Annotated in this window: 10 protein-coding genes; all 10 read left to right on the plus strand. The window is 42.1% G+C overall.

All coding sequences use genetic code 11. The features are described from left to right. Positions 1-164: 164 nt before the first annotated feature. The 10 genes from ACK8P5_RS04215 to ACK8P5_RS04260 all read left to right on the plus strand — a co-directional run bounded on the left by ACK8P5_RS04215 (position 165) and on the right by ACK8P5_RS04260 (position 12,532). Complete coding sequence (locus ACK8P5_RS04215; RefSeq protein WP_422659738.1) at positions 165-1,166, plus strand: AAA family ATPase; 1,002 nt, start codon at positions 165-167, stop codon at positions 1,164-1,166. After that, positions 1,163-2,428, plus strand: a complete 1,266-nt coding sequence (locus tag ACK8P5_RS04220; protein ID WP_422659739.1) for a DUF58 domain-containing protein — start codon at positions 1,163-1,165, stop codon at positions 2,426-2,428. Before ACK8P5_RS04215 ends, ACK8P5_RS04220 begins: the two co-directional genes overlap by 4 nt. After that, positions 2,400-4,688, plus strand: a complete 2,289-nt coding sequence (locus ACK8P5_RS04225; protein WP_422659740.1) for a transglutaminaseTgpA domain-containing protein — start codon at positions 2,400-2,402, stop codon at positions 4,686-4,688. Before ACK8P5_RS04220 ends, ACK8P5_RS04225 begins: the two co-directional genes overlap by 29 nt. 77 nt (positions 4,689-4,765) lie before the next feature. After that, positions 4,766-6,304, plus strand: a complete 1,539-nt coding sequence (gene guaA / locus ACK8P5_RS04230; RefSeq protein WP_422659741.1) for a glutamine-hydrolyzing GMP synthase — start codon at positions 4,766-4,768, stop codon at positions 6,302-6,304. 217 nt (positions 6,305-6,521) lie between these two features. After that, entirely contained in the window at positions 6,522-7,673 is a 1,152-nt protein-coding gene (locus ACK8P5_RS04235) for an MBL fold metallo-hydrolase (protein WP_422659742.1), read from the plus strand. Positions 7,674-7,691: 18 nt separating this feature from the next. Next, positions 7,692-7,904, plus strand: a complete 213-nt coding sequence (locus tag ACK8P5_RS04240) for a DUF3006 domain-containing protein (protein WP_422659743.1) — start codon at positions 7,692-7,694, stop codon at positions 7,902-7,904. Positions 7,905-8,198: 294 nt separating this feature from the next. Further along, positions 8,199-8,912 carry a purine-nucleoside phosphorylase gene (gene deoD, locus ACK8P5_RS04245; RefSeq protein WP_422659744.1) on the plus strand — a complete coding sequence of 238 codons (714 nt, stop codon included), beginning with the start codon at positions 8,199-8,201 and terminating at the stop codon, positions 8,910-8,912. A 124-nt stretch (positions 8,913-9,036) separates the two neighbouring features. Further along, positions 9,037-10,431, plus strand: a complete 1,395-nt coding sequence (locus tag ACK8P5_RS04250; RefSeq protein WP_422659745.1) for an MFS transporter — start codon at positions 9,037-9,039, stop codon at positions 10,429-10,431. 29 nt (positions 10,432-10,460) lie between these two features. Then, positions 10,461-11,639 carry a phosphopentomutase gene (deoB, locus tag ACK8P5_RS04255; RefSeq protein ID WP_422659746.1) on the plus strand — a complete coding sequence of 393 codons (1,179 nt, stop codon included), beginning with the start codon at positions 10,461-10,463 and terminating at the stop codon, positions 11,637-11,639. 149 nt (positions 11,640-11,788) lie between these two features. Continuing rightward, positions 11,789-12,532, plus strand: a complete 744-nt coding sequence (locus tag ACK8P5_RS04260; protein WP_422659747.1) for a GntR family transcriptional regulator — start codon at positions 11,789-11,791, stop codon at positions 12,530-12,532. Positions 12,533-12,692 lie beyond the last annotated feature (160 nt).

Here is a 12,692-nt window from a genome sequence, read left to right on the forward strand (position 1 = left end):
AGTCCTTGAAAGGGCTCGGTTTTTTGATGTTAATATCATGAATCCTGCAGCAGCCATATGGCTGTTTTTTTGATTGATAACGTTTTTAACTTTTGGAGTCTATCTTTTTGCATTCTTGGAAAACCTATTCATAGAGTACGAACAAGAAGCGGAGGTTTGAGCCATTGTATAGTTCATCTATGTTTCAAGAAGAGACGCCTTACCCAGAGTGGGCTCCAGAATTATTGAATAGAGTGATGAACCGGGTTGGCAGTGTAATTGTTGGGCATGACGAACAGATTCGGTTGACGTTTATAGCTATGCTTGCTGGAGGACATGTCCTGTTAGAGGATGTTCCGGGTGTAGGGAAGACGATGCTAGTGCGTACGGTGGCGGCTTGCCTTGGTTGTGATTTTGGCCGTATTCAATTCACATACGATTTAATGCCAGGGGATATTACAGGAACTTCGGTCTATTATCCGCATATGGGTGAGTTTGAGTTCAGACCGGGGCCAGTTCTCTCTAATATAGTCTTAGCCGATGAGATCAACCGTGCTTCACCAAGGGCTCAGTCCGCCCTATTGGAGGCTATGGAAGAGGGCAAGGTGACAGTGGACGGACAGAGTTATCCTTTGCCAGCCCCATTCTTTCTGTTGGCTACTCAGAACCCTTATGAATTTGAGGGGACGAATCGTCTTCCGGAAGCTCAAATGGATCGTTTTCTCATGCGGCTATCTTTAGGTTATCCGGGAATAGATAATGAAATGTTGATGCTTGAGCGCGGACAGAGTAAGGATGTGCTTGAAAGTGTAAAACCACTTATGCTTGGCTCAGAACTCGTATCAATGCAGCGAACGGCCACTCGGGTTTATGTAGATGAAAGTATCAAAAAATATTTAGTCGCAGTGGCCGATGCCTCACGTAGGCAGCAGGGGGTTCGCTTAGGAATTAGCCCAAGAGGAACATTAGCTTGGATGCGTGCTTCCCAGGCCGCTGCCTTCTTGGAAGGCCGAATGTACGTAATACCGGATGATTGCTTACGAGTAGCAGAGCACGTTCTCTCCCATCGTATTCAATTAGCCTATGATGCGCGCTCGGCAGGGGTGGGACAGAAAGAGATCATACAGACTCTGCTTAAGCTATTCGAGCTTCCTAGGCAGCGTAGCCGCAAAGGAGGCCGGACATGAAACGTCAAAGTCTGGAATGGGTCAGAGCCTTATGCATATGGTTGGCTAGTTGGGGGCTTTATGCCTGGCTTGGAGGACAAGCGTTACAATTTCTATGGTGGATCTGTTCCGCTATACTCCTAAATGGAGTGTTTCTCAAAGTGCTTGGCCCCTCTTGTATTGATATAAAGCGAACCATCAATCCCAAATGTCTGTACGCAGGGGAAGATACGGAGGTAACAGTAACGATTCAGTTCAAGTCTTGGATGCCACTGCCTTGGATCATGCTGACAGATCACATCAGTGATCAGACGATCCAGAAGCTTTGGTTCCCAGGATTTCGCCGTTTAGTTAGTTATTCGTATACCCTTCATCCACTGAAGCGAGGCAATTGGACAGAGGTAGAATCAATTGTGGAGTGGGGAGACATGTTTAGCTGGTTTCGCGCTAGTAGAAGGGTAGTAACTCATACAGAATTCATTGTTTTGCCGCGTCCACTAAGTTTGCGAGGGTTGGTGGATTTACCATATGGCCCTGATGGGGATGCAGAGGGGATGCGAAAGCCTACCTATTCAGCTCTACCAGGACAAGGACTCCGAGATTATATTCCAGGTGACCCTTTAAACCGGATTCATTGGAGAAATTCCGCTAGACTTGGGCGACTACAGACGATTCTACCTGAGCCAGGCCGGATACTGCATCGCTGTATTATTCTAGATACGTCAAAAGCAGGTTACCCCTTGAAAAAAAGTTCGAAAGTGGAGTCCGAAGTCTCCTTCGATTGTTTTGAGAATGCAATTGCAGCGACAGCAGGACTGCTATATTCCTCAGCAGTTACGCTTGGCAAACCGTCCCTGTGGACTGGGGGGAGGGGAAGGGATTCGGTTCTGTCTGAACGAACGGAGTGTAAGGACGAACAGGAAATGTTGATACCTCTGGCGACCCTTCCATTTCATCCAGATAATAGTACAGCAGCTGAAATTCTTGAACATGCTGCACAATATGAGGATAAAGAAACAGAGCTGCTTCTTGTGACGGGAAGGATGGATAAGGGATTGATAGAGTCCTCCATCCAGATCGTCGCATCGGGTAGAAAATTAAGTATTTTCTGCATAAGCCCGCCACCGGAACCGAGTGTATCGCCTTTAACTGGAGAGATGGCAGAAGATCAATTCCTTCGAGCAGGAGGACGGCTCATGTACATACACAAGGGGGATGTATACGAGATCACCATGTCGAGGGGAGGTGGCGAGGATGGAGAAATTCAGCAGCATATTAGATAGATCAGGCACTTTTGCTGGTGGAGCAGTCCCTAATTCGCTACTTCGCATCATAAAGCGCACATCCCCCGGCCCCTTTTCCTTGAGACTATTCATAACACTGCCTATTTTGGGTTTGTTTATGGAATGGCTTCTTCCGCTTCAAGGGATGGGGGGAGACAACGGCCCGGTAATGTTGCAGACGCTAGCGATCTTAGCGGCTCTATTGCTCATTCAGGGTCTCTTTGTTATTCGAGGATGGGTATGGTTTCCGCTCAATGCTTGTGCTGTCCTGCTGCTCTGGGGACGGCTCTTTGGTTCGGAACATGCTTTGTTCTGGTTACTTAGGTATATCGTTGATGTTCTTCCTCAGGATGTGAATGTACTTGGAGAGCGATGGCTCTTCAATGATCTCAGTGATGAGACGAAGGCCCTTATCTTACTTCTAGGTTGGGGAGTTATGGTTTCTGCTGTACATATGTTGTCATTATACCGGGGGACAGTGTGGTTGTTCGGTGGAACAACGATTGTGTATTTAGCGGTGATGGAAGCTGCACTGGAACATCCGGTGATTGATAATATGTTCAGGTCGGTCTGTTACATACTAATAGCACAGGGATTAATGCTTCTTCTAAATCTTAGAACGGAAGAGAGTGCGGATTCTGGTATTCGTGGCACTGCATTCAAACTGGATATAAAAGCTTTAGTTCGTTGGAGTGTGTATGTTCTATTTCTAACAGCGTCATTGACCGGTTTAGTAGGAGCCCTAGGTTATCTTGTTCCCGCGAGTAAGGGATCTGGAGTTACAGTGTCTGCCTTGGCTGACAAAATTCAAGAGTGGTCGTCCGGTCTATCGAATCGAAATGCGATTCCTACGGCGAGTATGACGGGATACGATTCACTTGGATCTGAAATGGGAGGGCCACTAACGCTCAGTAACGAGCCTTATTTCACGGCAGAGACAACTGTACCGACCTATTGGCGTGGTGAAGCTCTTAGTTATTACGATGGGAGGCGCTGGGTAACAGAGCGACATGATGGAAGTCATGTAGATATTGGGGAGAAATTGCAGGATATGCTGTTAGATACGCGCGATCAGACAGATCAGGTGACACAAAGAATTATACTCGAATCGCCGCCATCAGCAGGTCTCCCACTTTTCTCTGGTGGGACTATTGCTAGAATTTCCGAAGTGAATGGGCTGGATGGTACAAAACTAGAACCCATGATCAGTGCTGATCCTAAATCGGGGACCCTTCGATTTCAAGAGGAAGATCTTCGAGTTAGAGGATATACAGTGGAGTCAATCCTTCAAGCATCTAAGGGAAAATTACAGGAAGCTTCCTTTGGGAGAGATCCGGAATCAATCAAGAGTACGTATTTACAACTGCCGGCCTCATTGCCAAGGCGAGTGCGTGATATGGCCCATGATATAACGACCCAAGCTACAGGCAGGTATGAAAAAGCAGTTGCTGTTAAAAACTATCTGGAGCAGGAGTATTCTTATACACTTAAAACGAAGATTCCTCCGGCGAATAAAGACTTCACCGATCACTTCTTGTTTGATTCGAAGGAAGGTTACTGCACACATTTTGCTACGGCAATGGTGGTATTATTACGCTCACAAGGGATTCCGGCGCGCTATGTGATTGGCTTCGCTCCGGGTGAAAAAGTTCAAGGAACAGAAAATATTTTTCGAGTGACACAGCAAGAAGCTCACGCCTGGGTAGAAGTGTACTTTCCTGGTGAAGGGTGGGCAGCTTTCGACCCAACGCCTGGTTATTATGCTGGAGAAGATGAGGTTTCTAATGCAGGAATATCAACGGGTCAGTCCTCTAGTAACTCGCTTCGATTTACGGAAATGATGCAAACCCTAATGACTTCTGCACAGCGCTGGTTTACAGGGGGATCGCTATCGAGGGTTGCCTTGCTTTCACTCATACTGCTGCTTGGTGTGATGGCAGTACTAATGATGAAACCTTTACGTGGGCTGAATTTAAGAAGTTCAGGTGCTTCTCTGATAATGAATGAACGGGATAAACTCACTTTTATCTCTGACAGAGTATGGAAGCATATAGAGAAAAGATACGGTACTATGGAACCGGGAGTTACGGTGAAAAAGTACATACAATCCGTAAACATTAGTGATGACATTTTTCGTGCTGAACTGGAAGTGTTTGCAAGCCGTTGGGAGAAGGTAGCTTATATGAAAGAACCTTTGTCACGTACAGAGAAAAATCTCTATATACGGCAGTGTAAAGAAATTGTAAAAAAACGGGTGTGAAAACTAATCTCGCTTTTCTTGACGGTACGAATTAGGGTTGCGTATAATTGATCTCAGTAATTAAGGGAGGCCCGTTAATGAATAAACCTAATGAAATCATCGTCGTTTTAGACTTCGGTGGACAGTATAATCAACTAATTGCACGTCGTATTCGTGATCTTGGTGTATACAGTGAGTTATTGCCTTACAATACACCGGTCGACAAAATCAAAGCTCTTTCTCCAAGAGGTATCGTGTTCTCTGGTGGTCCATCCAGTGTGTATGCTGAAAATGCACCACATGTAGACCCAGCGATTTACGATCTCGGACTTCCGATTTTCGGAATTTGTTACGGTATGCAGCTGATGGCTCAACAGCTAGATGGTAAAGTTGAGCGTGCATCTAAGCGTGAGTACGGTAAAGCTGATCTAGAGTTTAATGAAGGCTCTATGTTGGTACAAGGATTAGAGCAGAAGCAAACGGTATGGATGAGTCATGGTGACCATGTCGTGACCTTGCCAACTGGCTTCAAACTGGATGCTGGTACGGAGTCTGCTCCGATTGCAGCAATGAGTAATGAAGACAAGAAACTTTACGCGGTACAGTTCCACCCAGAGGTACGTCACTCAGTGAACGGTAACGAAATGATTCGCAACTTCCTTTATGAAGTTTGTAAATGTGAAGGTTCCTGGTCTATGGAAACCTTTATCGAAGATCAAATTCGTGAGATCCGTGAAGAAGTAGGGGACAAAAAAGTACTATGTGCACTCAGCGGTGGAGTAGATTCCTCAGTTGTAGCTAAGCTCATTCACAAGGCAATCGGCGATCAATTAACTTGTATGTTCATTGACCACGGTCTACTGCGTAAAGGCGAGGCTGAAAGCGTAATGGAGACGTTTGTCGGTAAATTTGACATGAAAGTAGTCAAGATCGATGCGCGTGATCGTTTTATGTCCAAGCTTAAAGGTGTAGATGATCCAGAGCAAAAACGTAAAATCATCGGTAACGAGTTTATCTATGTTTTTGACGAAGAATCAAGTAAATTTGATGATTTTGCATTCTTGGCTCAAGGTACGCTTTACACAGATATTGTTGAGAGTGGAACAGAAACAGCTCATACGATTAAATCCCATCACAATGTTGGTGGATTGCCTGAAGATATGAAATTCAGCCTTATTGAGCCACTCAAAGCTTTGTTTAAAGACGAAGTTCGTAAAGTCGGCGAAGAGTTGGGGCTGCCAGAAGCAATCGTATGGCGTCAGCCATTCCCAGGTCCGGGTCTTGCGATCCGTGTACTTGGTGAGGTTACAGAAGAGAAGCTTACGATTGTTCGCGATTCTGATTATATCTTGCGTGAAGAAATCGCTAAAGCTGGCCTTGATCGCGAGATCTGGCAGTACTTCACTGCGCTGCCTAACATGAAGAGTGTTGGTGTCATGGGTGATGCTCGTACGTATTCCTACACCGTAGGTATTCGTGCAGTAACTTCGATCGATGGAATGACTGCTGACTGGGCTCGTATCCCTTGGGATATCTTAGAGAAAATCTCTGTTCGTATCGTAAACGAAGTGGATAATGTAAACCGTATCGTTTATGACGTAACGTCCAAACCACCAGCAACAATTGAGTGGGAATAGGATAGAGGAAATCAGACAAAGATACACTGAGATTCCCTGAACACTTGCAACAAATCAGTACCAAAAAACTCTCTTTTATCTGCGTTTTTTCAGCAAATAAAAGGGAGTATTTTTTATGACCAAATTTTTTCCCATTATCTTATTCTACGCTCTGCTATGTTCTTCATCAGAGTTGAGTGTGCATCGAGAAAAACGAACATGAATGGAGAACTACATCATGGAAAACGCAGCAGTTGTCTTGGTTTTATTATTAATATTTGCAACGATCAGATTTATTCTAGGAATAGTTAAAGGGAACATTAAGTTCTTAGGAATAGACGGTAGAAAGAGTAGTTTATACTTATTAATTACGTGTTTTGTAGTATTTTTTATTAGTGGATGTGGATTGGTAGTACCTGAAGATGAGAGTACAGTCACTCCACATATTAAAGAAGCCACAAGTGAAAGTGGTAATCTTAAAGTACATTACATAGATGTTGGACAAGGTGCAAGCCAATTGATCTTAACACCGAGCGGAAAAACAATGCTTATAGATGGCGGTAACAATGACGATGAGGGTCGTGTTGTGAATTACCTCAAAAAAGAAGGGGTTAAGAAAGTCGATGTCTTGATTGGAACACATCCAGATGCAGATCATATTGGCGGATTAGATGCTGTTGTAGATGCATTTGATATTGGTTATATATACATGCCCAAAGTAAGCTCAAACACAAAAACGTTTGAATCTTTACTAACATCTATTGCAAATAAAAATTTGAAAGTCACAACGGCTAAAGCAGGAATTGATATTAAGCTGGATGAACAATTGACAGTAAAAATGTTAGCTCCAGTTAACACTTATCAAGACAAGAACAATATGAGTGCAGTGATCAAACTTACGTTTGGAAGTAATTCATTTTTATTCACTGGAGATGCAGAGGCAGAGAGTGAGCAAGACATGGTTTCTAGTGGTACTGATCTAAAAGCTGATGTATTGTTGGTTGGCCATCATGGCTCTAATTCTTCTACCAGTCAGTCTTTTTTGAATGCGGTTAATCCTAAATATGCAGTGATTCAAGTTGGAGACAACAATTATGGCCATCCTACAGATCGTATTCTAAAACAGCTTGCTGACAAAAAGATTAAAATATACAGGAACGATAAACAGGGCAACATCATTTTTACGTCCAATGGGGAGAAAATTACCCAGTCATCAAAATCTACAACAGAGGTTGAAACTTCGATCAAGCAAGACGATAGACAGAATACATCTGTGTACTACAAGAATTGCACTGCCGTGAGGGAAGCGGGCAAAGCTCCACTTTACAAAGGTGACCCTGGCTATAGTACAAAACTTGATCGAGATGGAGATGGAATCGCTTGTGAGTAAAATAAGGAGTGCGATAAGATGAAGGGGATTGTTGACAGGCTTGAGGAAGAGTATATGGTCATTGAAATCGAAGGAAAAACAATCGATGTAAACACGAAGGAAATAGCTAAAGATGTCAAAGTTGGAGATGTTGTTGTATTCGTTGATGGCGTATGGACAACCGATAAGCATGAAACGAAGCAACGTAAGTCACAGATCACAAAGCTGATGAATCAAGTTTGGGAAGACTAATAATAAATAATACATAGCTTGGAGAGCCTATTTTAATGAATAGGTATCTGCCAAGCTTTTTTTATGTGTAACGATGTTTCGCGTAATGGCTCGTTGTCGTTATGGACCAGTATACACAGTATCGGTGAGGAGTATTTTGAATTTGCTGATCATATTTCAGACTACAAATTGTCTTTATGAAAGTGCTTGCACAAAACAAAAAGATATGCTAAATTTGACTTGTCTAAAAAATAGACAGGATAGACAAGTTAGACAAGTCGTTATTATTATCTACTAAAGGAGCAAATGCAGACAATGATTACTACCAAAGAGACACCTCATATTAAACCGAATGGCGTAGAAATTGCTGAAACTATTCTGTTACCTGGAGACCCTTTAAGAGCTAAGTTTATTGCTGAAACCTTCTTGGAAGATTACCAGTGCTTTAACGAAGTGAGAGGAATGCTCGGATACACGGGTACTTTTAAAGGGAAGAAGATTTCTGTCATGGGTACCGGCATGGGACCAGCGAGCATGGGGATTTATTCTTGGGAATTAATCAATGTATTTGGTGTTAAGAATCTTATCCGGATTGGTACGTGTGGTGCAATGCAAGAAGACATAGAGCTTTATGATGTTATTTTTGGTATGGGAACTGCAACGGATTCCAATTACGGTCATCAATTTAAATTACCTGGACAATTTCCACTAACCGCTTCTTTTGACCTCTTGCAGAAAGCTAAGAAAATCGCGGATGAGAAAGGCCAAAAGGTTCATATCGGTAATATTTTATCTAGTGAAATTTTCTACAGTGCTGATCCAAATGCTATGGATAATTGGCGTAAGATGGGAATACTCTCTGTTGAGATGGAATCCGTAGCACTTTATTGGAATGCGATCCAAGCCCGTGTCAATGCATTGTGCATTCTCACCGTGAGTGACCATTTGATTACTGGAGAAAAAACGACAACCGAAGAACGTCAAAAAGCATTCACGAAAATGATGGAGATTGCTTTGGAATTAGCATAAGATATTCATTTTCTTCTAGACAAGCCTTCCTTTACTTCAATCATATGAGGTAAAGGGAGTTTTATACACCCAATGTAAGCGCTATTATCACCTTTGACTTCTCATCACATATTGGAGGTATACCATGAATAGCTCAGCCCCAAATAAGCCCGTAGTAAACTTAGGGAGAATTGTCCCGGTTATATTGCTGTTGATGATTTTTTCCCTTGTTATCGATAACTCGTTTAAGATTATCTCTCCAGATCTAGTTGATTACTTTGGCGTTTCAGCAAGTACAGTAAGCTGGCAAGTCACGCTTGCCGGACTTGTGATTGGAATTGGTGCCGTTGTATATTCATCTTTATCAGATTCGATCAGTATACGGAATCTATTGACGGTAGGTATTTTGCTTATATGTATAGGATCTTTACTCGGTTATGTTACACATACGAATTATTGGTTGATCGTTTTTTCAAGAATTGTTCAAGCTGCGGGTTTAGGTGCAACAGAAACACTTTATCTCGTATTCATTACTAAGTATGCATCAGAAGCAGACCAGAAGAAGTATATGGGTTACAGCACAAGTAGCTTTCAACTTGCAACGGTTATTGGTACGTTAACAGGTGGATTTGTAGCTACATATCTAGCTTGGCAAAACCTATTCTTGATTCCTTTGCTTAGCTTATTACTCTTACCGTTCATTCTTAAACATTTACCTAAAGAAGAGAACAAGAAGAACAATCTAGACTTTATAGGGCTGTTCATTGTAGCTATTATTGCAACTTCTATTATGCTGTATATGTCTTCATTCGATTGGTTATTGTTCGCGCTGTTTGTTGTCTCGGTGATCACGTTCTTGCTGTATATTAGCAAAAATAAGAATGCATTCATCACCATCGATTTCTTTAAAAACAAACAGTTTTTATTCGCATTACTGGTCGCATTTGTCATTAATACACTGTATTCCGCTTATGCTCTAAATACACTTTCGTTTTTGTTAACGAGCGTATATAACATTAAACTTGATAGCGTATCATTAATGTTCATCCCTGCATGTTTGCTAGCTGCATTAGTAGGTGCTCTATCTGGTAAAATTGGAAAACGCCTGAATAGTAAACAATGTGTTTATCTAGCCTTTAGTTTGATTTTGTTCAGCTTATTGCTAGGTGCCTTTTTCATCAAAACATCCATTGTCGTCTTTGTGATATCTTTGATTTTGTTTTCTTGCAGTTTTGCACTGCTGTATGCTCCCCTTATCGATATTAGTCTTAGAAAAGTACCGACTGAAAAATCAGGAACTGCACTGGGATTTTACAACTTATGCCTTAACATTGCGATGTCGGTTGGTTTCACCTATTCTGCGTTGTTGATTGATAAGAAGGATTTACAATTCAGCTTCTTACGTTTTGTAACAGAGGATCCAGCAGCATTAAACTATAGCAGTATTATCCTCATTCTTGGAGTGATTGCAGCAGTATCAATCGTATTGTTCTGGTTCTTATTAGGTCGTAAAGTAGATAGACGGACTCCGAACAACTAGAACAGAATTTGAGAAAGGACTGAAGTAGCATGAAAAAATTTAAACGTGTACATTTGATTGTGATGGACTCTGTTGGTATTGGTGAAGGAAAGGATGCAGCCGCATTTAATGATGTGGGTTCCCACACCTTGTTACACATTGCTGAACATATGAACGGATTGAATATGCCTAACTTAGCAAAATTGGGTCTTTCCAATATTGAAGAAATCCCAGGTGTACCGAGAGCAGAGAAACCGCTGGCTTATTACACGAAATTGCAAGAAAAATCGGTTGGAAAAGATACGATGACGGGACATTGGGAGATCATGGGGCTCAATATTGATAAGCCATTTAATGTGTATCCGGACGGATTCCCAGAGGAACTCATTCAACAGATTGAAGACGTAACAGGTCGGAAAGTCGTAGCGAATAAACCTGCAAGCGGGACTGCAATCATTGATGAATACGGCGAACATCAGATGAAGACAGGAGACCTCATTGTGTACACATCTGCTGATCCAGTGCTTCAAATTGCTGCACATGAAGAGATTATTCCTCTTGAAGAGCTATATGATATTTGTGAGAAAGTACGGGAAATCACAAAAGACCCAGCCTATCTGATTGGCCGAATCATCGCAAGACCTTATGTAGGCGAGCCAGGGAACTTTAAGAGAACTTCGAATCGTCATGACTATGCATTAAAGCCTTTTAATAAGACTGTTATGAATAGCTTGCAAGATGGTGGCTACGATGTCATCGCTATCGGAAAAATCAATGATATTTTCGACGGTGAGGGTGTTACAGAATCCGTTCGTACGAAAGACAATATGGACGGTATGGATCAATTGCTTGAAGTCATGAAGAAAGATTTTACAGGAATGAGCTTTTTGAATCTGGTGGATTTCGATGCTCTATACGGTCATCGGCGTGATCCTGAAGGATACGGTAAAGCGTTAGAAGAATTCGATAAGCGCCTTGATGAAGTATTCGATTCCATCCGTGAGGACGACTTGTTGATTATTACAGCGGATCATGGGAATGATCCAACCTTCCCTGGTACAGACCATACTCGTGAATTCATTCCCGTGTTGGTGTACTCCAAGCAATTGAAAGATAGTGGCAAACTACCTGAGCATGATACCTTTGCTGATATTGGTGCAACGATTGCAGATAATTTTGATGTTACGATGCCTGAATACGGTGAGTCATTCTTGAATTATCTAAAATAATCGACTAGTGCAAACCTCCAAAATTTATTTTTGGAGGTTTGTGTGTTGCTCTGAGATAGGAAAGTTGGCGTTTCTTGTCGTCTGGAAAGTGGTGTGTCATAATGGGGCCATGATCCATTTTAAATTAAAGAAAAGGACATACAAAAATAATGAATTCAAATAAATCCGATAAATTGAAACGTCCGCTTTATATAAATGTTTACGATGAACTTCTTCTTCAGATTACAAAAGGGGAGTTCCCGATAGGCTCCAGACTTCCTTCGGAACCCGATTTAGCCAAAGAACTTGGGGTTAGTCGCGCCACACTGAGACAGGCTCTAGTCCTTTTGCAAGATGATGGATTGGTGAGAAATATCCGCGGCAAGGGTAATTTTGTTATAGAAACATTTAGTAAGCAAGATGACGTTCAACTAGAAAAGCTAAGTAATCCTATGCATAAATGCCATGTCAGCACATTTGACCGGATTGATTTACATTACCGATTGGACCCAGATACGGAGCATACCAAGCAAGTATTAAAGAGGGATTCGACGGCTGTTCTAGCTTTGGAACGTCTGTACAGGAAGGGAGACGAATTACTCGCTTATGCTTTCACTTTTATCTCCATGCAAACAGTAGAAAGCCTATCGTTAGACCTCGAGAATAATGAGCAGTTACTCCAATTTCTAGAAGAGGAAGCTTATCTTATGGCCAATCATGGAGATATTGAGATCAGGTATACGCATACCGTTAATTTAGCTGAACGAAAAGAGAAGTTAGTCGGTCACAATGAGTGCTTCTTATTACTCGAAACGCTATACAGTGTCACAGAGTCAGATCAGCCTTTAATGTATACCAAGTTTTATATTCCGCAGGAGTTTTCCAATATAAAGTTAAACGCTTATAAGAGTTAATTCTACAGCGCCTCTTTTGGGACAAGCTGATCTGCAATGCGGGTCGCTTCGCCTAGTTAGGGGTGTTTTTTTGCTGAAAATAGTACTCTTTGACTATATCTGATCAAATGCACAAGCTAATTCCCGAACATTACTTTTGATATAAAGTGATAATATTCGC

The organism is Paenibacillus sp. EC2-1, assembly GCF_049311625.1.
Lineage (GTDB): Bacteria > Bacillota > Bacilli > Paenibacillales > Paenibacillaceae > Paenibacillus_AQ.